Genomic DNA, 22,986 nt, shown 5'->3' with positions numbered 1-22,986 from the left:
CTGGTTCCCTAAGTTTACCGCATTGTAAACCCTTTCAAATGGAGGGATAATTACGCTATCAAATCCATTGAGGGGGTACAAGATATGAAGAACAGATTCAAATTGGTGAGTGCGGCTCTGGCGGCCACCATGACGTTGGGCCTTGCCGCATGCGGCAGCGGAAGCGACAGCGGCAGCTCCGCCAGCTCTTCGCCGGCGACGTCCAAAGCTCCTGCAGCCTCTACGGCTGCCGAGACTCCGAAAGCGGAGAAGGTCACCATTACGTTCCAAAATATTTATCCGGACCCGACCGATCCGAAAAACGGCATGTTGAAGAAGATTGTGGCCGCCTATGAGGCGGAGCATCCGAACATCAAGATCGAGCTGGATTCGCTGAATACAGACCAGCAGAAGCTGAAGCTGAAGACCCAGGCGGCCTCCAAGGAAGTGCCGGACATCACCATCGTGAACCCGGCGGCCCAGATGAAGCCGTACGTGGATGCCAAACTGCTGGCCCCGCTGAACGATATGGTGGAGCAGAACGGACTGAAGGGCACCTTCCAGGAGGGCATTCTCGATTGGTATACCTTCGACAAGAACCTGTACGCCCTGCCGGACGGCAATAACATCGCGGTCGTCTTCTATAATAAAGAGCTGTTCCAGCAAGCCGGCGTCCAAGTGCCGAAGACCTTCGAAGAGATGGTCGACGTGGTCAAGAAGCTGAAGGAAAAGAAAATCACCCCCATGGCCATCGGCGAGAAGGACACCTGGACCGGATCCTTCCTGTTCATGAACATGCTGCTCCGCACCAACGGCGGATCGGGCTTCCTGAGCGACGTGATTGCGGGCAAGAAGACCTTCGAGGATCCGGCCTTCATCTCTGCCGTAGACGCGTTCCAGTCCCTGGTTCAAGCGGGAGCCTTCCAAGAAGGAGCCACCTCCTTCGACTATAATGCAGGCGAGAACCTGTTCAAGACCGGCAAAGCAGCCATGTACTTCATGGGCAGCTGGGCGACCGGCGGCATCGAGACCTCTTCGGTTAACGGCAAGGTCGGCGTCTTCAAGTTCCCGACCATCGGCGGCAAGGGCAACCCGAACGAGTTCATGCTGGCACCGGGCAGCGCCTTCGCCATCTCTGCCAACAGCAAGCACCTGAAGGAAACCAAGGAATTCCTGAACTACTTCATGCTGAACTTCCCGAAGGAAGCCTTCAAGGTTAAGGGCGCCGTGGGCATCGCACAGAAGGTAGAAGGCGACTTCAAAGCCGCTGGTTACTCCGATATGGCAATGGAAGTACTCGGCTTGTTCAAGGAGGTTAAGGGCGGCGACCTGGCGTTCGACAACACCATGAATCCCGGAACGGCCCAAGGCCACCTGCAGAGCATCCAGAACCTGTTCGTGCAGAAGGTGGATTCCAAGAACGTCGCCAAGGAGCACCAATCCGCTTACAATTCCAACAAATAAAGAACGGTGGTTGACCCGACGCGCGGAAGGCGCTTGTCCCAAGCCCTTCCGCGCCCGGTTCTCCGGCGGCAACATCCCAAGCCCGCAGGTCTTCCCGCCTCAGGGCTCAAAGAGAGAGTAATGAAGGAGGGAATCCCCTGTGAATGTTCTTCGGGTATCCAAACTCACCATCGCCTTGTTCGTGCTGCCCTGCCTCTTGCTGTACGTGGGATTGGTCTTCGTTCCGATCATCGTGTCGTTCTACAACGGCCTGCTCGATTGGAACGGCATCGGCGAATCCACGTTCATCGGATTGGACAATTTCAACCGACTCCTGTTCCATGATCCGGTCTTCTGGCCGGCGGTGGGCCGGACGCTGAACTTCGCCTTGTTCTCCATGGCGGAGATCCCGGTGGCCCTGCTGGTCGCCATCCTGCTCAACCGTTATGTGAAGAAGCCGAATTTTCTGGTTTCCAGCTATTTTATGCCGGTTATCTTGTCGGTCGTCATCATCGGCCAACTCTGGAAGACCATCTACAATCCTTCCGCCATGGGAGGCATGCTGAACCAGATTCTCGAAGCCGTAGGCCTCGACAGCTGGACCCATTCCTGGCTGACGGACCCTTCCGTCGCCATGATCGCCCTGTACTTCGTGGCCCTGTGGCAGTATTTGGGCTACCATACCTTGATTCAGTTCACCGGAATCCAGAACATCCCGTCGGATATCTATGAAGCCGCCCGCATCGACGGTGCGGAGGGCTGGAAGGCGGACTGGCATATTACCTTCCCCATGAATATTCCGATTTTCAAAATATCCATCGTCCTGGCGTTCATCGGCTCGCTGCAGGCCTTCGACATGATCATGGTCATGACGGCCGGCGGACCGGCCCATGCTACGGACGTCATCTCCACCCACATGTACAATATGTCATTCCTGTCCATGAAGTACGGCTACGGCTCCTCCATCGGCGCCTTCCTGGTGGTCCTGTGCCTGGTGGCCACGGTCTTCATCAACTACCTGTTCAACCGGCTTGAACGCAAATATTCCTGATAGGAGGAAGCAGACATGAGCACTTCCCTACAAACGGCCGGCGTGTCCAGGCCCGTAGCTTCCTCCCGGAAGAAGCGGTTCTCCCTCGTCAAAGGCTTGGTTTGGATTCTGTTCGCCATACTCTTCGTCACACAGCTGTACCCGCTCCTGTGGCTCTTCATCTATTCCCTGAAGACCAACGAGGAGATTCTGTCCGGCCGGTTCTTCGCGCTGCCCCACGTGCCGCAGTTCAAAAATTTTACGGACGCCATCGATGCGGGCAACTACTTCCGGTATCTCCTGAACAGCGTGAAGGTGACCTCCATCACCATGGTCAGCGTTCTGCTGCTCAGCTCCATGGTAGCCTTCGCCATCAGCCGGTTCCGGTGGAAATACGGGCAGGCGGTTATGGTCCTGTTCCTGATCGGGATGATGATTCCCCTCCAGGCCACGCTGCTGCCGCTGATGATCATGTTCAAGCATATGAAGATTCTGAACACCCATTGGGCGCTGATCTTCCCGTATATCGCCTTCCAGACGCCTATCGCCGTCTTCATCCTAAGCGGCTTCATGAAGTCAATTCCCCATGAGATCGAGGAGTCGGCGGTGGTGGACGGAGCCAGTATCTTCAAGATCTTCACCCGCATTACGCTTCCGATCTCGATTCCTCCGATGATGACCGTGTGCATCCTGACCTTCATCAGTGTCTGGAACGAGTACATTCTGGCCGCTACCTTCGTCTCCAAGGAGGCGCTGAAGACGCTGCCCTTCGGAGTGAACAGCTTCGTGAGCCAATACTCCGTCAATTACGGGGCCATCGGGGCATTCCTGGTACTGGGTGCTCTTCCCGTTATCCTGATCTACTTCCTCTTGGCGGATAAGATTACCAAGGGTATGGTTGCCGGAGCCGTGAAAGGGTAAGCGTTCCATACCTTTCGTATAGAGTCCTTGCTCTTCCGTCGGTCCTCATCGTTACGGTTCCAAACAAGCCTCCCTGCTCTGCCGCGTACGTGGTACAATCCAACTATGCGGCGGGATAGGAGAGGTTTTTCCGCGCCAAAGCGATACGTCACATCCGGGAGAGTGCTGCATGCGCAGATTCAATTCGTTGCACAACCGTCTCTTTCTCTATTTTCTCTCCTGTATGATGGCCTTGATCCTCGTGTTCAGCTTCATCTATTACCAGCGGCTGACGGGTATCATCCATGGACAGACAGAGGAGATGGCGGAGAAGAACATTTCCCAGACCGTGGATCTGTTCGATCTCCTGCTGAAGGGCTACGACAGCATCACCAAGTCGCTGAACAGCAACTACGAGATGCTGCGGCTGCTGAAGGAGCGGGATTCCACTCAGGAGCCCGCCGTGAAGGTGATTAACGAACGGACCATTACGAACAATATCGGCGCCGTCTATTTCTCCCGGGACGATATCCTGGCGATTCATGTTATTACCGACGGCGGCATCATCTATAATTACGAGCGGCGCTTTGCCGGTGTGGTGGACGTTCATTATTCCAACAAGGAGTGGTTCCGCAAGCTTCGGGACTCCACGGGGGAGATGGTGTGGCTGGGTCTGTTCCGGGGCTCCGTGCTGAATGAGACGCAGCAGGATCCTGTCTTCGTCTTCGGCCGGCGGCTCTACGACCTGACGGACCACCGGTCCGTGGGCATCGTCGTGTTCGAGACGAATCCGCAGCCCATCATCTCGGCGCTCTCCAACGCATCGCTGACCTCCAACAGCAAGGCCTATATCACGGATATGCAGAACCGGATCATCGCCTCAACGGATCCCGGCGCCACCCAGGCCATGTTCTCGGAGGGCGGGGAGCCGCCTCCGATGCTGGATCCGGCAGCCGCTTCCGCCGACCAGCTGGTGGTGACGGCCATGCCGAAGCTGGCCAACTGGAAGGTCATGAGCATGACCCCCAAGACCGACATCAATGCCCGAATCGCCAAGACCCGGCAGTATCTCATCGTCATCATGGGGGTGTTGATCCTCTTGTCCACCGTGCTGGCGTCGGTCATCTCTCAGACCATCGCTTCGCCGCTCAAGCTCCTGATCCGCGAGATGCGCCAGGTGGAGATGGGGAATTTCCGGGGTTCCCTGAATGTCCGCTCCTTCGAGGAGATCAATAGTCTGGTGGCGTCCTTCAACCGGATGGTGTACCGGATGGATGAGCTGATCGACCGGATCACGGCGGCTTCCGTCAGCGAGAAGAATGCGGAGCTGGCCGCGCTGCAGTCCCAGGTGAACCCTCATTTCCTCTATAACACGCTGGATATGATCTATTGGATGCTGGACGAGCGGGGGAATGACCGGTTGGGCGATCTGATCCTGGCCTTGTCCCAGATGTTCCGGTACAGCAGCGATTGGGAGGAAGCCTCCAAAACCACCCTGCGCCGCGAGTTGGAGCAGATGCGCCACTACCTGACCATCATCGAGAGCCGGCTGGCCGGACGGGTGCGGACGGTGGTCGAGATCGAGGAGATCTGGCTGGACAAGGTAATTCCGAAGATGACCCTGCAGCCCATCATCGAGAATGCGGTGAAGGCGGGCTTGGAGCCGCTGAACCGGCCCGGGCAGATCCGGGTGTACACGGTGACGGAGGGGGCGGAGTTCCAGCTTGTCATCGAGGACAACGGAGTAGGGATGGATGCGGCGACGCTGGAGCGCCTCCGGGCCTCCCTTCAGGAGGGGGCCAACTTTGCAGGCAAACGGAGCGTCCGAACGGAAAAGGGCTTGGCGCCGGAAGGGACTGGGTCTGCGGAGGGGAAGACCACCGCACCGGGACGCCGGGGCATCGGCCTGCCGAATGTGCACCGCCGGCTGGTGCTTCAATTCGGCGAGCCCTACGGCCTGCGGGTCGAGAGCGAGCAGGGCCGGGGCACGACGGTCGTCATAGCCATGCCGATGGAGACAGGAGGGGATGAGGATGGAGCTCTTAATCGTGGATGATGAAGCGGTCATCCGGGAAGGAATCAAGCGGACGCTGCAGAACCGGTTCCCCGGCTTCCGGGTCCATCTGGCGGAGGGGCCGGAGCAGGCGGCGGCGCTGCTGCATGATTATCCGATCCAGGCGGTGCTGACGGACATTCTCATGCCGGGGATGACCGGCCTGGAGCTGATGTCCGTCTGTTCGCCGAGACATCCCCACGTGAAGTGGGTGGTGATCTCCGCCTATTCAGAGTTCGCCTACGCCCAGGAAGCGGTTCGGCTGGGGGCCAAGGACTACCTCCTGAAGCCCATCGGCAAGGATGCGCTGATCGGATTGGTGGAACGGCTGGTGGCGGAGGTGGCGAAGGAGCAGGAGCAGACGGAGGAGGCCCTCCTCTTGAAGCAGAACCGACGCTTCCTCCGGGAGGCGGTCTTCCAGCGGTGGGTGTCGGGGCTCGATATCGGGGCCCTGGACATCCGCCCCTTCGTGGAAGCCTATCCCGCCTTCCAACTGGTGATGGTGAAGATGGACAGTGACAAGGCGGTGCACCTGGAGCATTTTATCATCGAGAATGTGATGGGGGAGCTGATCGAGAAGTACGGCAGCGGTTTCGTCACCATCTATAACAGCAACAGCCTGCTGGGGCTGGTTATGTTCAAGGAGGGCCACGCCATGCAGCAGCTCCGCGACGAGCTGACCCGGCATCTGGCCCGGTATCTGCGGATTCCGTTCCAGATTCTGCACTCACCCGTGCTGGACGACTTCCATCGGGTGCCCAAGGAGGTGCAGAAGCTCCGCGAGGCGTCGGCCACCCACTCGTACACACCGCTCGAGGTTGGCAGTGACAAAGCGGTGGAGGTGGCCCTCCAGTATATCAAGGCTCGGTACCGGGAGGAGCTCTCGCTGGAGAAGGTCGCCTCCGTCGTCTACCTGAACCCGGTCTACTTCTGCCAGCTGTTCAAGCAGAAGACGGGCCACGGCTTCAAGGAGTACGTCATCCAGCTGCGGATGGACCAGGCCAAGCGGATGCTGCAGGACCCCAAGCTGAAGCTGGCGGAGATCAGCGAGCGGGTGGGCTACCAGGACATGCGCCACTTCACTCAGCTGTTCCGCAAGAAGTTCGGCCTGACGCCGTCGCAGTACCGGGAGACGTTAGGGGAGGGGTAGGACCTAACATAACGAAGTGATGCGCAAGCCGCTGTTCTCCTGTGGGAGGACGGCGGTTTTGTTGTTCCAATCCGTGAGTGCGTCGCAATGTTTGAAAATTCTAATGCAAGTGTATTACATACAATAGTGCTAAAAAATAATACAATTTTTAGGTTACAACTAATAAAGGGAATTATTACAAATTTTAAACAATACAAAATCTAACGGAGGGTTTCCATTGATTTATGATTCTAGTCTGTCCTTCAAAAAAATAGTTCTTGGTTGTTTAATTTTCTTCATGTTATTGCTTATTCAGGTAAACAATACCGTTTCAGCTGCTGAACAAACGTTCGAAAATGGTGATCGACTTTCTTGGTTCAATCCGGACGATTATGATACATTTCTTGTCTCTCCATCCGGAAGATTAACAAAAGAAGTGGTAACTAGATGGGTTTCTGAACAAGAATCTAAAGGTAGGATAGTTTGGGTTCTAACTTGCGTAGGGAAAAGAACAGGAAACTCAATAGGTTTTTACTCGACTGCTACAGACTTAAGGCCTACGGTGGAGATAACAAGTAATGATGATGCAACTGTGAGCTTCAATCAATCTTCACTTCAGTTAAAATCTGATGGCTCGTCATATTCTCTTTCTTCTAAAATAGGCTTAAGTACTATTAATCTACCCTCATCTATATTAATTACAAAGTTGGATGAACGAGCAAATATACCAGGGCATAAGATTCGGTTTATGAATAACACTACTTTCTTAGAATCGTCCACAATGTTCCATCAAACGCTTGCCCCGAGTGATCTGTTGTTTTCCCACGAGAATACATATGGGTTTGATATACATCTAAATGGGACTTTGATCAAATCAGAACGATATTCTTCCCCACAATCCGGTGAAGAAATATTATCACGAAGCTTATTTGAAAATAAACTCCGCTATGAGTCATGGAATAATTTTATACTGATAACTTGGTACCATGAATCCGGAGAAGTTTCCTGTACAACATATAGATTTACCCATATGTTCCCAGAGAAACGGATATCTTGGTTCAATCCTGATGATTATGAATCACACCCGGCATTTATTTTTCCTAGTTATCGATTAACAAAGCAAATGGTAATCGAATGGATATCAGAAGAAGAAGCAAAGGGAATGAAGTTATGGGTTATTACTGCTCAAGATATTAAAAGTGGTTTTAACCAAGTAATGTTTTTTGCAACACCAACAGATATAATGCCAACGATTAAAAATTATACTAATAGGGTAACAGTCTTTTTTGACCAGCTAGTATCTGAACCTCGTAATGACGGCACCAATTTTTATAATTACGTTTTAAATAGGGGTAATCCATTGACTATTGGGTTGGATTCATATCCTTCCACTGTCTTAATTACTAGTTTTAATGAACGATCAGCTCTTCCAACACTCACCGGCAAGACATCAATCGGAAAGCTTCGAAAAGTAAATCCATACCGATTTGACCTTGCTTCATTCTTAGCAGATCCGATCAATATGTCAACCGGCGCTCATGTGATCGAGAAAACATATTTTCAACAAAATGGGGTCAACAGCAATATAAGCCTTTCTCTTCATTATGACTCTTTATTGCTTGCAAGGGGACCTCTTGGCAGGGGTTGGACCCATAATTATGAAACCAAGCTTGTGTCCCAAGCAGATGGAAGTATTATTTTACAGTGGAATTCGAATCGTACGAATACGTTCACTCCAGTCGGTAAAAATCAGTTTGAATCAAGGGACAAAGAGGTGCGCTTCGATGTCCTAATGAGGAATTCCGATAGTACATACACTCTGAGCAGATCGGATCAAAGTCAATACCTCTTCGATGCTGCTGGTAAGCTGGTTACTTATAAGAATAAACAAGCACAAGTCCTGAACTTAGAATATGAAACTAATGGACAACTGAAAAAAGTCGTTGAAACGATTAGCGGTGCCTATTTGTCATATGCTTATAACGGTAATGGCTTGATCAATAGTGTAACAGATAACACAAACAGAAGTGTTGTCTTTACATATGATGCCAATCAGAATATGGTTCAGCTAAAGGAACCGGCAGGTAGCAGCACCTATTATACATATAACGCCGATGGGCGGGTACTTACAGGCAAGGATGATGAGGGTGTCAACCTGTTTAATAATGCCTATGATTTTTTCGGTCGAGTTGTTGAACAGGTTGATGCAAATAGCAACATGACTCGTATGCAGTATGATGAGCAGAGCGAGAATGGTTACCTTATAACGACGGTAACTGACAGGGCTAATGCGGTTCGGAAGATAAAGCATGATTCGAACTATAATATTGTTGAGGATGTAGATAATCTAGGGAGATCTACTACTTACACCTATGATTCTTTCGGTAACCGGATAACCGAATCAGACGCCAACGGTCACACAACAACCATGACCTACGACGCTCTAGGTAACTTGCTGACCCAGACCAACCCAGCGGGCGAAACCACAACCATGACCTACGATGAGCGGAATAACTTGTTAACCGTCACAAACCCGGCTGGACAGTCCATCATGAATACCTATGATGAATGGAACAACTTGACCTCCACGACTGACCCAATGGGCAACACCACCGTTTACAAGTATGATAGCAATAACTTGTTGCTGACCAAAATAGCTGCAGATGGTGCTGTTACCGCATACAGCTATAGCAATGGGCGGATGAAGGGGATGACGGATCCCGAAGGGAATACTACAACCTACAGCTATGACGCTGCTGGCAGACTCGCAGCATCCAAGGATCCGATGGGCAACACGACCACATATGCGTATGACGGTAACGACCGTCTTCTGGAGACAACAGACCCTCTCGGTAATAAAACAAGATTTACATACAACAGCCACGGAGAAATATTAACGAAGACTGATGCCATGGGAAATGTTACAACTTATGAGTATAATGGCAACGGTAAACGAACCAGAAGTACGGATCCATTGGGAAATACGACCCATTATGAGTATGATGCAGAAGACCGTCTGGCACGGATTACGGATCCATTGGGCTATATCACCAAAAAGGTTTACGATGCTAAAGGACGGTTGATCCATACCGTGGATGCGCTAGGGAACGTTACCAGCATAGAATACGATCCCGCCAATCAGCCCATACGACATGTAAATCCGGATGGTAGCGCCACTACATCAGAGTATGACGCAGCAGGTCGTTTGACGAAGAGAACGGACAGTTTGGGTCAAACAAGCCAATACCAATATAACAATGCCGGCAAAATCATTCGAGAGACGAATCCGCTCTTACAAGAGAATATATACTCCTATGACGAGAACGGAAATGTCCTTGCAAAAACTGAGCCAGGCGGAGTTACCAACAGGTATATTTATGACCAAGCAGGACGTATCGTTTCAAAAATGGATGCACTAAATCATACCATTTCCTACACGTACAACAAAAACGGCAAAATAACTGCAATGACAAACTCCGAAGGAGCCACAACCTATTATCAGTATGATGCAAATAGCCAATTAGTGAAGGTGATCGATGCCGAGGGTCAAGTTACTTCGTATGAATACGATGCTAAGGGAAGATTGATTCTGACTGTGGAATCTGACGGCGGTCAAGTACGGTTGCAATATGATGCATTAGACCGTTTGATACGACGTACTGATGCAGAAGGGTATTCGGAAACCTACACCTATGATGCAAACGGACACCATCTGACTACAACCGATGCAGCAGGTCAAGTCACTCGTATGAACTATGACGCTAACGGGCGTTTACTTGGGATATTGGATCCCAATGGTGCATCGACAACGTATACTTATGACGCGATCGGACAAGTGCTGTCACAGACTGACGCTAACGGGAACACTACCCTCTATGAGTATGACATGAATGGTAGAAGGACAACTGTTGTGGATGCTCTGGGCAATCGGACTAGCTATACCTACGATAGTGTAGGACGGTTGTTAGGAATCAAAGATCCGATGGGAAGTGTGACATCCTTCCAGTATGATGCGCTAGGCCGAGTAATCGGGACCAAAGATGCATTGGATCATGAAACCAGCCTAACCTTTGATAGCGCCGGTCATGAAGTTAGTCGAACGGATGCTTCAGGTCATATAACGTCAACGGTCCATGATCTTCTGGGGCGTCAAACGAGCGTAACGGATCCTCTAGGTAATACAAACCGCTTCGAATATAATGGCTTGGGGCAGCTTACTCATCATTGGGATCCGGAAGGTCGCCATTCGGAGCGAGTGTATGATAACTTGCAACGACTGGTTCAAGTGAAAGACCCGATGGGCCAGATCAGCCTACAAACCTATGATTCATTGGGGAACGTTGCAAGTCTGACAGATCCGAATCAGAACAAAACGACTTATCATTACGATAGAAATAAACTGTTGCGCAAAGAAACGAATAGTGCAGGCCAAACCATCCAATATGAATACCAGGCTAGGGGGCTTTTGGCATCCTCGACTAATTCGCGGGGACAGATAACCCAATACAAGTATGATAATGGAGGCCGCTTAATCGGTTTTACTGACCCAACGGGAACGGTATCTTATGGGTATGATCCTAATGGTAATGTCACGACGATTAGAGAAAATGCAGGAGTAATAACCCGTCAATATGATGCTTTAAATCGTGTAATCTCCTATACCGATGAAAGGGGTAACACGATTCGTTACGAGTATGATGCTGCTGGACAACTCATCACGTTAACCTATCCGGATGGCAAACAGGTACATTATACTTATGATGCAACTGGTAGCATGACCACGGTAACAGATTGGCAAAACCGTCTCACATCGTATTCATATGATGAGAATCAAAGATTGATCCGGACTATCAGACCAGACGGATCCGTAGAATATCGGGAATATGACGCGGCGGGCCAACTTGTGGTGTTGCGTGACAAAACGGTAAACGATTTGGTTTTGCAGGAGTTTACCTTCACGTATAACGGATCCGGCGATGTGCTTCAGGAGCAAGAACAATCCTATATATACGATCTGAATGGCCGTTTGATTGGGAACAGCACCGAAAGGTATACTTATGATGCCGGCGGCAATATGACCGTAAGTAGCGCCACTTATGGCACTCGCTCCATGACTTACGGACCGGATAACCAGCTTGTAAATATTGACGGCATACAGGTCATATACGATGCGGATGGGAACCTCTTGGAGGCACCTCTAAAGGGGAGTCGAACCACCTTCGTGTATGATTCACGTAACCGGTTAATCGAAGCAGGGGGAATAAGCTATTCCTACGATGCGGAAAACAAAAGAAGTACAGTGACCGATGCCACGTACGGGACTACCCGCTATGTGATTAATCCACATGCAGGACTCAGTCAGGTTCTGATGGAAATAGGCGAAGATGGTAAACCAAAGGCGTATAACATCTATGGAATTGGATTAATTGGTAGGGAGGATGCCGCTGGCAGCTACTCGGTCTATCACTTTGATCGCCGCGGCAGCACAACGGTACTGACGGATGTATACGGGGCCATTACAGACCGATACGGCTACGACAGCTATGGGGAGCTTATAATCAAGGAAGGCTCAACAATAAATCCGTTCCTGTATAACGGGCGAGATGGGGTCATCACTGATCCCAACGGCCTATACTATATGAGGACGCGTTATTACAGCCCTGAATTGAAAAGATTCCTAAATCGGGATGTCGTTACCGGTTCAATCGAAAACAGTCAGAGCATAAATCGCTTTTCGTATGTACAGGGAAATCCGATTTCGAATGTGGATCCTCTTGGATTAAGCCCCTTGGACAGCAGTGTGTTAGCACAGCTGAATTTGGCGAAGGTTGATTATGCATTCCTTTTTAACAATAGCTCTTTGAATGGTTTCCCAATAGAAAAAAAATTTCTAGTTCTCCAGATCATAAAAGGCAAAGGAAAATTAACGGGCGATGACTTAATCCGCCTGGGCATGGCAAGCGAAGACAAGGGAAATTGGTTCGTTCGTCTGTTCAAATCAAATTCTGCAGATAATTTTGCATCCTTGTTAGAAGCTAGTTATCGGGCCAACAAAATGGACTCTTCCCTTGAAGAATACAGCTGGGAAGACCAGAAGCGTCACTTTGCAGAACTCTCAGGCCTGTTTGGAGCGGTGTCTTTTGGCAAAGACACTGGGACAAGGAGCAAACCCGTTAGTGAGGGGCCGGGTAAAGATGTTAAGGCTACCGAAATGCCTGTAATAACTAAAGGAAGCAAAGAATGGGATAATGCGGTAACAAAGTTGAAGGATGGTGGATCTTCAAACTTTAGAGTTGAGTCTGCATCTGACGCAAAAGCATTAATGCAAGAAGGCAGAGGTAATATGAATAGGTATAAACAATATTCTACAAAAAAATATGACAAGGGATATGAAAGGCATCCGAATGAAAGTCATACCCAAAATGCGCCACATAATGACCTCCCACATATAAAGTGGAAGGATTGGCATTCTAATAACACTGGTAAAGGTCATATTTTTTACACCAAACCTAATTAGGAGGTGCTTACAATGAGCATTTTCCCTGGAAATCGAGTTAGTCATGATAAAGCAAATCAAATAATGAACGAGTTATTGCAACAAATTAATCCTCAAAATGTTGAACCAGTGGAAAATATCAAAAACTGGGTGCAAGTAAATAATCAAGTTTATAATACAGATGCATTTTCTTCTCAAAAGGGGTACTACTTATTTTATAAGCACCCAATTCATAACTATCAAGATAAGTTATTTTTGACGAATAAGTCAGATGTAATTGCTTTTCTAAAGGATAGAATCTATCCTGATAGGGAGGAAGGACTAGACGTGATAGTAGCAACTGAAGATTATTCAAATATTATAGTTTGTAATCATGACGGGCAGATTTTCTTAGTAAAGTAATCATTCAAGTGGAATATAGCTAATAAAATGAACACTATCAGTAAATTGTAACCTTGATTGGCCCTGTGCCTTTCAAGGTTTCTTTTTAGGTAACGTTAGTCTGACCGGAATATACTGTTTGGTCAACGTCGAATTGCTGATACGTTCAGAAAAGATAATGGAGCCCCAGATTACATTGATGGTCGGAAGATAGCCAGATGTTGCAGAAGACCTAAGGACTGGGAAATTACACCCTGACCAATTTGAGGTTGAGTTTTTTATGCATCCGACTACAGGACAAAAATGAAAGTAACAGGACTCTTGCATCACTGAGTATGGCCGGTATGTAACCAACAAAGGTAAAAGAAATTATACCTAGTCTAGAAATTATAAACCGACTAAAAGAAATGCCGTTACGCCACCGAGGTGAGATATTTGGTATGCCAGGACGGGCAGTACCAATTACCCCATGACAGAATAATTTGAAAGTACTAGATATTGTAAGACTTCCATAGTGAAAGAAGCTAGATTAGGAGGAGACATATGGTTAAATCGAAAGTTATTCCTGTGAAAGTACCATGGATGATAAGCCCATCATTCGATTTTTCAAGCTTTGTAGGCGATGACGAAGGAGATGTTAGTGTACGAGTTATATGCAATTTTAATGAGAAGACTTATGATGAAGAAATATCAAAACTTCAAAAACAATACGGTGAGGATATTCCTGATGACGAGTACAACAAAGCTGGTAGTTCAATGATTGAGATTAATTTTACACCTAGATGTCTTTTTAATATTTATGGTAAAATTGACGGATATGAAAGATACGATTTCAGTATTTGTGACCAGTATTACTATGGAGGGGTATCATTAAGCCATGAGTGGAACCATAGTGGAATTTGCCCTAACCCAGGATTCTATGAAGTTGTTGACTCAAATTTAAATGAGATATTTGGATTTACATCACCAAAAGTAAAACATTGGCTATTATGCGGTCATGATTCATGTATTGATGTTTTAGCATATTCCTTTGAGTGGAAAATACTTGAGTGGTAAGTACCTAAAATGCGTGGGAAAAAGTGGAGTATTTCAGAAAATTTGGCATAAAGAAACCTAGAAAATTAATTAAACAGGTCTTGACAGGGTCACTCTGTTGAGACCTTTCTCTTTTACCCGCTGGGTAGATATAATGACATTACACTAAGATTATTGAGCCAGCCATGCCCCCATAACGTTCTAGAATAGAATTAGTAAGGGGCCGGGGATCAATTGCTTCAGCAGTTAAGTTACCATTACCCTAGCTACAACAAGTTTATTTCAGAAATAGACGGTAAAGCAGCCCTTTTGTTCTGGCACAAGTACCCCAGCCCTAAAAGCTTGGAAGGTGTGTCTGTTGAGGAATTGGCAAAGGTTCTCCGTAAGGCAAGCCATAACACTCTATCCACCAAGAAGGCTGCTGAAATCTTGGAGTGGGTGGGCTATGATGGGAACAACATCCGAAACTATCAGGAGCAGCGAGATTTTCTCATACAATCCCATGTCAGAGACTTACGCTTCAAGCAAATTGATATTGATCGAGTTATGAAGGAAATTCGTGGTATTAAGAGGGAGCTAGGCTATCAATTGGAATCAATGGATGGCATTGATACGGTCATAGCAGCATCGCTGGTTGCCGAAATTGGCGATATATATCCAAGTATAGTTTTGGGTTAGATAGAGATGAGCATAGCGGCTTGCTCATCTCTTTCATAAAAAGGGGGAAATCAATTGAAAGTTGAGTGCTTGATAAATGAAGTAAATAACAAGGACTATGATGCATTAACAGTGGGGAAGCGTTATATTGTTTTATCGATTGAGATTTACGATAAGGAAAATTCTATCTTTGCTCAATCGGTAGGAAACCATATTCTATATAGGATTGAAAATGATAATGGAAGCGTTGTTCCGTATCCTTCTACTATATTTCAAATAATATCCGGTAATTTTTCAAGGGGGTGGATGGCAATTCAAGAGCAGGGCTGCTTTAAACTGATTCCTGAAAAGTGGAAGGTTGATGGCTTTTGGGAAAGTTATTATAACGATGATAGTAAAACAATGGAATTATACGAAAATGAAAAACAAAACATCTTACTTGAAGAACTAACAAATGATGAGATTATTAGCATTATTAGTAATAAAGATTCTTTTAATTTAAAAACAATATTACTTGCACTAAATAATCATGAAGATGAACGGTTCATAGATTCTGTTCTGGATTATTCAAAGACTTTATTACAAAACGACAACAATTACCATTCATCAAAAAAGGTGTCAGACTTATTGGTTTTAGCTTTCACTTATTTGAGTAAGTTCAAAATAACTCAAGTAGAAGAGTTTTTTATAGACTATTTAACAGAGTATAATCAAAAAGAATATTTAACAAATATAGTTAATGGCTATTTCGCCGCAAGATCTTAGTATGTTGGGGCTACCCTGTACCAAATGAACAAATCATTCAATCCCAAATAAAGATTTAGTCATTTCGTTGTACGCACTTTAAAGGTAGATTATTAAAACCTAATTAACGTAGAAGTGTACGTTAAACGGGTCGATTATGGTCAGATACCACCATAATTGATTTGTTTTTTGTATTTCCTGTCTAACAGATGCAATAGCAAGCTCGTCCCAATTGTTACGCCAGGAGCGGATAATGAGCGGGTACTTGGTTCCTCAGGTCTCTTCCAAACGATTCGGTTCGACCAAAGCTGCCTCTTCTGTAGGGGCATGTAAATCGGCTTCAAGTCCACTGTAACCGTATTCAAGTCCTGATGCATGGGACCGGCTGACCCAGGCCGGAAACGTCCGGTACACGTACAATGCAGAAACGGCTGTTCAAAGTTTTGCTTTATTATAACTCAGGAGCCGGGAGATTTATAATAGGCAACAGGGCACTTGAACCTTGATATACTTCGTGCTTGTCAAGGTAAGTTGAAGGGGGAATGAAAATGGACGATACCTTAAAGCAAAAAATTATCAATAATACTTTTGTTGATAAGGTAAGAAACGAAATGGTGATTGATGAATTGGATTATCTGGCTTTAAAAGAAACGTTGGATATGTTGTCTATTGAATTAAAGAGCTATCAGGTAGTTGATAAGGAGTTGGCATTAGTCCTGTATAGTATGCCTCAAGTTATTAGAAACATATTTATTAGTTTTGGGACTCATGATAATGGATCAGGAATAAAAGATAGGCTTGAAACCATATGGATGGAGTTGGATGAACTGGTTGTAGAGAGTTTATCCGAATCTGTTTGACCTTGATTGGCCTCTGTGCCTTTCAAGGTTTCTTTTTACACAGAGCTCGTGATGGTAACGTTACATGGTAAACGTAGTATTACGAAGAACTACATGCGTGTAAGACCGCTACATCATCACCGGGTGGCTCTTCCGATAGTCGGTCGGATTGACTCCCTCGAAGCGCTTGAACAGGCGGCTGAAGTAGTAGGGATCCTGGAAGCCGACGGCCTCCGAAATGGTCTTGATCTCCAAGCTGCTGTTCATCAGCAGGTGCTTGGCCCGTTGGATCCGCAGGCGGTGAACGTAGGTGAGCATGGACATGCCGGCGTATTTTTTGAACACTTGGCACAAATACTCGTAGTTGCGGTCCAACAGTGTCTCCAGTTGGGCGCGGATGAGATCCTTGGCGTAGTTCTCGTTCAGATAGTTGACGATGTGCCGGTAGGTGGTGAAGGCGGCGGGGACGGGAGCCGGTCCGTGGGACTGGTTCAAGGTGTCCTCCGCGATCAGGTGCAGAATCTGGCCCAAGAGCAGGGAGGCGCGGTAGCGGAAGTAGCCGTGGGGGCGCTCCATCTCCTGATGCAGCTTCTCGAAGAGATTCAGCGCCTCGAACCGCCGGACCGGCTGGCCGTGCCGCGGCAGGAACAGATGCTCCGCCTCCGGTGAGGAGTCGGTGCGCAGCTCCTGCTTGCTCTTCTCGAACAGACTCTCGCTTAGAGAGGACTGCAGCTCCTCGAGGGAGCCTGTGGTCAACCCGGGCTGGGTGAAGAACTGAACCCAGAAGAAGCTGGCCTGCTCATGGGTCAGCTTCCAGGCCGTATGCCGCTCCCAGGGCTTCAGCAGGAGGCAATCGCCCGATGAGAGCTCCAGACGGCGGTCGTCCAGCTGGAAGAAGATCGGACCTTCGGTGACCATAATCAGCTCGAAGTACGGGTTGGTATGCTCGTAATCGGCCAGAGGGTGATTGCCCCGGTGCAGACCGGTCCACTTCACGTCCAGCTGGTTCAGACGGGACAGCTTGAAGAGCTCCATCGGTGATCCGCTCCTTGTATGAAATTTCCGTGATGTATGGATAGATAGAATTTAGAATAGTCCATAATATCGTAGAATGAAGAAAGTGTTTACAATGCTATGAATCTATCGTACAACGCTTTGTCGAAGGAGACAATAGTAAGATGAAAACCGGAGGATATTTAGATTTTGTTGAATGACTTTCCGGGCGGGAGCTATTCCTTCCGGCGGGGGGCATTTGCTATCCTTAGCGTATAACCTAATCCATTACGGGAGTGATCCTTCGTATGAATTACCAAGAAGCCAAGAAGCTGTACGAGAAGCATGGCATTAACGTGGACCAGGTGCTGGAAGACCTGGCCAAGGTGAAGATTTCTCTTCACTGCTGGCAGGGCGACGACGTCCGCGGCTTCCTGAACCGTGACCAGGAGCTGACCGGCGGCATCTCCGTTACCGGCAACTATCCGGGTGCGGCCCGCACGCCGGAAGAGCTGCGCCAGGACATGGACAAAGCGTTCTCCATGATCCCCGGCAAGCACAAGGTGAACCTGCACGCCATCTACGCCGACACTAACGAGACGGTATCCTGGGATAAGCTGGAGCCGAAGCACTACTCCAAGTGGGTGGACTGGGCCAAAGCCAACGGGCTCGGTTTGGACTTCAACCCGACCTGCTTCTCCCACCCCAACTCGGACGACGGCTTCACCCTGTCCCATCCGGATCCGGAAATTCGCAAATTCTGGATCGAGCACTGCAAGGCATCCCGGAAGATCGGCGCATACTTCGGTGAGCAGCTGGGCCAAACCTGCGTAACCAACGTCTGGATTCCGGACGGCTACAAGGATGTTCCGGTGGACCGCTTGGCGCCGCGTCAACGGCTGAAGGCTTCCTTGGACGAGATCTTCACGGAGGAGCTGAACCCGGCCCATAACCTGGACGCCGTCGAGAGCAAGGTGTTCGGTATCGGTTCCGAGGCTTACGTGGTAGGCTCCCATGAGTTCTACATGGGCTATGCGGTTCAGAAGCAGAAGCTGCTGTGTCTGGACGCCGGCCACTTCCATCCGACCGAAGTCATCTCCAACAAGCTGTCCTCCGTCTCCATGTTCGCGCCGGGCATCCTGCTGCACGTCAGCCGTCCGATCCGTTGGGACAGCGACCACGTGGTCATCATGGACGACGAGCTTATGGACATCGCCCGCGAGCTGGTGCGTCACAACCTGTTCGACATGACCCATATCGGTCTGGACTTCTTCGACGCCAGCATCAACCGTGTAGCAGCTTGGGTTATCGGTGCCCGCAACACCATCAAGGCGATTCTGCGTGCCATGCTGGAGCCGGTTGAGCTCTTGAAGCAAGTCGAATTGGAAAAAGATTACACCTCCCGTTTGGCTCTGGTGGAGGAGTTCAAATCCTATCCGTTCGGCGCCATCTGGGACCACTACTGCGAGAAGATGGGCGTGCCGGTCCGCGAGAACTGGCTTACTGAGGTGAAGACCTACGAGAAGGAAGTTCTGCTGAAGCGTAATTAAACCGAAGCGGTACAAATACGCAAGATACCTGCGGTCCTCCTGCCATCAGTCATGATGGCGGGAGGGCCTTTTTTCTTTACCGGGATTCTGTGGTGCGGCGGAAGCAACCTTTTGCAGTTTGGTGCGTCTATCTAGATGGATACATATAACATATTTAGAAAGGACTGTATCAAATGAAGCGTAAAGGAATGCTGCTTGGCGCCGTTCTTCTGCTCCTGTTGTCCGGGCAGGCGCATGCCGCTTACAAGGCGGTGGAGGCGACGGTTTTGGAAGCTACACTCTACGTCAATAAAAAGATGGTCCAGATGTACGATTACGATCGGGATTGGTCGACGAAGAAGGAGCTGCCAGTTCTGATGTACCAGGACCGGACCTATGTGCCGCTTCGGAAATTGGCTGAGAAGATGGGAGCCGTGGTCGGCTATGACCCGGAAACGCAAGAGGTCCGGATCGACCAACCGAGCTACCTGCCGGTCAAGTCCGCGGCGTCCCGTTCGGATGTCAATGAGGACTTCAAGCTTACCCTCTATACAGCCAAGCTGGAGTACGCCATAGGAGAGCCCATTCAGATCTGGTCCCGTGTCTCCAACGAAACGGAGCAGGAGAAGAAGGTGTTTCACAGCTTCAGTATGGTGTATTATTCCATAACTGATGAGAACGGGCTTCTGTCACCCCCTATGGAGCTCTTTAGCTTGGAAACCAGCGCATTCCAGCCGGGAGATGAATACCGAACCCAACTCCTGCCCGAGGATCTGTATCAATACAACCTGAATCGGCTGGGCCCGGGCGCCATGAAGAAGCTGGACCAATCTCCGCAGCCCGCTCAGCTGCCCAAAGGAAAATACACCGTGACTGCAATGGCCGGGTACAGCACGGACAACCGGAACCTGGACGGTACTCAGCATAAGCTGAGTGCATCCATCGACATAACCGTCAAGTAGAGGCCGCTGCCTGCAATCGGCGCGATGTTCCTCTGTTCTGTCCCGTCCCGATTTTGTTCACAGCCGATATCGCATAGCCCATTCCTTTTCGGCGGAATCTATAGGGGTGCTTCATCCACTCCAACCACGAAAGGATATGTTGTATGGCTACCGTTCTGTACATTACCGCGCATCCCCATGACCATCAGACCTCCTACAGTATGGCCGTGGGCAAAGCCTTCATCGACGCTTACCAGCAGGCGCATCCTAACGACACCGTGACGAAGCTCGATCTGTACAACCTGTACATCCCTCACATCGATGCCGATGTGTTCAGCGGCTGGGGCAAGCTGCGCAGCGGCTCGGAATTCACCTCCTTGTCGGCCGAGGAGCAGAAGAAGGTGGGCCGGCTGGGAGAGTTGGCCGATCAGTTTGCCGCAGCGGATAAATATGTATTCGTGACGCCCCTGTGGAACTTCTCCTTCCCACCGCTGATGAAGGCTTATCTGGATGCCATCTGTGTGGCGGGCAAGACCTTCAAGTATACGGAGACCGGCCCGGTAGGACTTCTGTCAGGCAAAAAAGCGCTCCACATTCAAGCCCGCGGCGGAGTCTATTCCGAAGGACCGGCAGCGGCTATGGAATCCGGCCACCGGTATATCAGCATCATCATGAGCTTCCTGGGCATTCCGGAGACCCAAGGGATCTTCGTAGAAGGGCACAATCAGTTCCCGGACCGCGCAGCCGAGATCAAGGAACAAGCCATCGCCCGTGCGAAGGAAGCCGCCCCATCCTTCTGACTCCCGTACCGCAGCAATAGGACTATTCTGACTGCGAGATGCTTTCCCAACCGGGAAAGCATCTTTTTTGGCGTTGGGATGCCGGACAGGCCGTATGGTAGAATAGAAGGGTACGCCGGAAGTCAGGCACGGTCAGGAGGAAGAACGGTGAAACCGAAAGCGATCGTCTATAGAAAAATGGACCCCGGCATCCTGGAGGATATCCGGAATTATTGCGACGTCACCAGCTTCGACAAGCTGGACGACGATAGTCTTCCGGCCTTCCGGGCGGCATTGGCCGATGCGGAGGGGCTGTTGGGCTCCGGTCTGAGAGTGGACCGGGAGCTGCTGGAGATGGCGCCGCGGCTGAGGATCGTCTGCAACAACTCCGTCGGCTACGACAATCTGGATCTGCAGGAGCTGGAACGCCGGGGAATTATGGCGTCCAATACGCCGGAGGTGCTGAACGAAACAGTGGCGGATGCCGTCTTCGGCCTCATTCTGGCGGCGGCCAGGCGGATCCCGGAGCTGGACCGGGCTATCCGGGAGGGCAGGTGGACCGAGCACGCGGGCAGCTCCTGGTTCGGCGTTGATGTTCACGGCAAGACGCTGGGCATCATCGGCATGGGTGGCATCGGGGCCTCCATCGCCAGGAGGGCCAAGTTCGGCTTCGGAATGAAAGTGATGTACCACAACCGGTCCCGGAAGCCGGAATATGAAGCGGCATACGAAACGATATACGGTTCGTTGGACGACTTGCTGAGGGAGTCCGATTACGTCGTGATCATGACTCCCCTGACTCCGCAGACGCGCCATTTGATCGGAGAGCGGGAATTCGGTCTCATGAAACGAAGCGCCATCTTCATCAATGCATCGAGAGGAGCCACCATAGATGAGGAAGCTTTGATCCGGGCTCTTCAAACCGGCCTGATCCGGGGAGCAGGCCTTGACGTATTCGAACAGGAGCCGATTCAGCCGGATCATCCGTTCTTAACCATGGACCAAGTGATGATGCTTCCCCATATGGGTTCTGCCACCCGCGAGACGCGTTATAAGATGGCTCGCCTCGCTGCCGACAATCTGATAGCCGGATTGACGGGCGGACATCCGCCTTCCTTGATCCGGAGGAAGCCCTAAAATAATCCCCCCCCACAAAACAAAAGCCGGGAAGGCGCCTGATGGTACAGGCTACTTCCCGGCTTTTGTTTTCTACTCATACCTGCTCCAGAATCCCGCGGCACCACTCCAGCTCCGCTTCCGCCATCAGGATGGCCTTGCGGATCAGGATGGAGGCGCCGAAAAAGGGGGAAGGCCATGCCACGTCGTGAACGTCCGGCAACTCTTCCTTCAAGGCCTTCTCCATAACTCCCAGTGGGGCTCGCACTTGGTCAGACACGCGTTCCGTGTCCGCCGCTACACCGCTTGAGGCGCCCGCAGCGTCTGTACATGCGGCGCCCAACGCTGCGGGCTCCGGTTCTCCCGGTTCCTCATCCCGGTCTCCCAAGCATTCCGCCCCGCGGCCCCGCGTTCGGATCTTATGCTCCGCCATGGCGCTAAGCCATTCCCCTTCCTTAGCGGCCGGCGCCTCTGTGCTGCTACCCGCCGCTTGGGAGGCTGCTGTCACCCGGGCCAGATCCACCTGCCGCTTGCGGAGGCGGGAGAGCTTATCCATAAGCAGGTTCTCCCGCTCCTGCAGCAGCTTCCTCACGCTCTCCCGGTCGGCGAGCCATAAGCTGAACACCTTCAAGGAGAACTCGTCCCGGTGCACAGGCGGATCCGTAGGCTCCAAAAGCCAGCCAAGGATCATCGCACGGCCTTGCTCGGTAATCGTATAGATCTTCTTATCCGGCTTGTCTGCTTGCGCCACGTGCTCGTGGCGGACGTATTGCTGCTCTTCCAGCTGGGCCAGAAGAGGATAGATCTGGCTGTGCTTCGCATTCCAGAACAATTGAATGCGTTGGGTCAGATCATATCCGGTGCATGGAGCGATCGCAATCAAGCTGAGCAGGCCGTAAGCCAATGGGTTCATCCTCGGACCTCCAAATCATCCATATGTAT

The 22,986-nt window shown here is 50.1% G+C and carries 17 protein-coding genes; 15 read left to right on the top strand and 2 right to left on the bottom strand.

The window, feature by feature from the left end; all coding sequences use genetic code 11:
• The first annotated feature begins 84 nt into the window (after positions 1 to 84).
• The 11 genes from ACSEXW_RS18555 (at position 85) to ACSEXW_RS18505 (ending at position 16,707) form a co-directional block, all read left to right on the top strand.
• Entirely contained in the window at positions 85 to 1,443 is a 1,359-nt protein-coding gene (locus tag ACSEXW_RS18555) for an extracellular solute-binding protein (protein WP_438447660.1), read from the top strand.
• A gap of 139 nt (positions 1,444 to 1,582) precedes the next feature.
• Positions 1,583 to 2,473 carry a carbohydrate ABC transporter permease gene (locus tag ACSEXW_RS18550; RefSeq protein WP_438447659.1) on the top strand — a complete coding sequence of 297 codons (891 nt, stop codon included), beginning with the start codon at positions 1,583 to 1,585 and terminating at the stop codon, positions 2,471 to 2,473.
• Between the two features lie 15 nt (positions 2,474 to 2,488).
• Positions 2,489 to 3,373, top strand: coding sequence for a carbohydrate ABC transporter permease (locus ACSEXW_RS18545; RefSeq protein WP_438447658.1), 885 nt, complete (start codon positions 2,489 to 2,491; stop codon positions 3,371 to 3,373).
• Positions 3,374 to 3,542: 169 nt separating this feature from the next.
• Complete coding sequence (locus tag ACSEXW_RS18540; RefSeq protein WP_438447657.1) at positions 3,543 to 5,408, top strand: cache domain-containing sensor histidine kinase; 1,866 nt, start codon at positions 3,543 to 3,545, stop codon at positions 5,406 to 5,408.
• Positions 5,386 to 6,555: a response regulator transcription factor gene (locus tag ACSEXW_RS18535; RefSeq protein ID WP_438447656.1), complete on the top strand. Its 1,170-nt coding sequence runs from the start codon at positions 5,386 to 5,388 to the stop codon at positions 6,553 to 6,555. Before ACSEXW_RS18540 ends, ACSEXW_RS18535 begins: the two co-directional genes overlap by 23 nt.
• A gap of 217 nt (positions 6,556 to 6,772) precedes the next feature.
• Positions 6,773 to 13,051, top strand: a complete 6,279-nt coding sequence (locus tag ACSEXW_RS18530) for an RHS repeat-associated core domain-containing protein (RefSeq protein WP_438447655.1) — start codon at positions 6,773 to 6,775, stop codon at positions 13,049 to 13,051.
• A gap of 12 nt (positions 13,052 to 13,063) precedes the next feature.
• Entirely contained in the window at positions 13,064 to 13,432 is a 369-nt protein-coding gene (locus ACSEXW_RS18525; RefSeq protein ID WP_438447654.1) for a hypothetical protein, read from the top strand.
• A 522-nt stretch (positions 13,433 to 13,954) separates the two neighbouring features.
• A complete protein-coding gene (locus ACSEXW_RS18520) occupies positions 13,955 to 14,467 on the top strand; it encodes a hypothetical protein (RefSeq protein WP_438447653.1) in 513 nt (170 codons plus the stop codon).
• A 213-nt stretch (positions 14,468 to 14,680) separates the two neighbouring features.
• Positions 14,681 to 15,124, top strand: coding sequence for a hypothetical protein (locus tag ACSEXW_RS18515; RefSeq protein ID WP_438447652.1), 444 nt, complete (start codon positions 14,681 to 14,683; stop codon positions 15,122 to 15,124).
• Positions 15,125 to 15,178: 54 nt separating this feature from the next.
• Positions 15,179 to 15,868 carry a hypothetical protein gene (locus ACSEXW_RS18510; RefSeq protein ID WP_438447651.1) on the top strand — a complete coding sequence of 230 codons (690 nt, stop codon included), beginning with the start codon at positions 15,179 to 15,181 and terminating at the stop codon, positions 15,866 to 15,868.
• Positions 15,869 to 16,395: 527 nt separating this feature from the next.
• Positions 16,396 to 16,707, top strand: a complete 312-nt coding sequence (locus ACSEXW_RS18505; protein ID WP_438447650.1) for a hypothetical protein — start codon at positions 16,396 to 16,398, stop codon at positions 16,705 to 16,707.
• A 108-nt stretch (positions 16,708 to 16,815) separates the two neighbouring features.
• On the opposite strand, the gene ACSEXW_RS18500 is transcribed toward ACSEXW_RS18505, so the two are convergent.
• A complete protein-coding gene (locus tag ACSEXW_RS18500) occupies positions 16,816 to 17,721 on the bottom strand; it encodes a helix-turn-helix domain-containing protein (RefSeq protein ID WP_438447649.1) in 906 nt (301 codons plus the stop codon).
• A 266-nt stretch (positions 17,722 to 17,987) separates the two neighbouring features.
• On the opposite strand from ACSEXW_RS18500, the gene rhaA reads away from it, so the two are divergent.
• The 4 genes from rhaA to ACSEXW_RS18480 all read left to right on the top strand — a co-directional run bounded on the left by rhaA (position 17,988) and on the right by ACSEXW_RS18480 (position 22,065).
• Positions 17,988 to 19,229, top strand: a complete 1,242-nt coding sequence (rhaA, locus tag ACSEXW_RS18495) for an L-rhamnose isomerase (RefSeq protein ID WP_438447648.1) — start codon at positions 17,988 to 17,990, stop codon at positions 19,227 to 19,229.
• A gap of 173 nt (positions 19,230 to 19,402) precedes the next feature.
• Positions 19,403 to 20,170 carry a stalk domain-containing protein gene (locus ACSEXW_RS18490; RefSeq protein WP_438447647.1) on the top strand — a complete coding sequence of 256 codons (768 nt, stop codon included), beginning with the start codon at positions 19,403 to 19,405 and terminating at the stop codon, positions 20,168 to 20,170.
• Between the two features lie 143 nt (positions 20,171 to 20,313).
• On the top strand, positions 20,314 to 20,949 hold the full coding sequence (locus ACSEXW_RS18485; protein WP_438447646.1) for an FMN-dependent NADH-azoreductase: 636 nt from the start codon (positions 20,314 to 20,316) through the stop codon (positions 20,947 to 20,949).
• Between the two features lie 147 nt (positions 20,950 to 21,096).
• Positions 21,097 to 22,065, top strand: coding sequence for a 2-hydroxyacid dehydrogenase (locus ACSEXW_RS18480; protein ID WP_438447645.1), 969 nt, complete (start codon positions 21,097 to 21,099; stop codon positions 22,063 to 22,065).
• A 76-nt stretch (positions 22,066 to 22,141) separates the two neighbouring features.
• Here ACSEXW_RS18480 and ACSEXW_RS18475 read toward each other — a convergent pair whose 3' ends face one another.
• Positions 22,142 to 22,957 (bottom strand): PadR family transcriptional regulator, encoded by an 816-nt coding sequence (locus tag ACSEXW_RS18475; RefSeq protein WP_438447644.1) that lies wholly within the window; start codon positions 22,955 to 22,957, stop codon positions 22,142 to 22,144.
• Positions 22,958 to 22,986 lie beyond the last annotated feature (29 nt).

Source organism: Oryzibacillus soli (genome assembly GCF_051594765.1).
Taxonomy (GTDB): Bacteria; Bacillota; Bacilli; order Paenibacillales; family NBRC-103111; genus Paenibacillus_AR.
The sequence above is the reverse complement of the archived record's forward strand: the minus strand, read 5'-3'. Positions and strand labels throughout refer to the sequence as shown.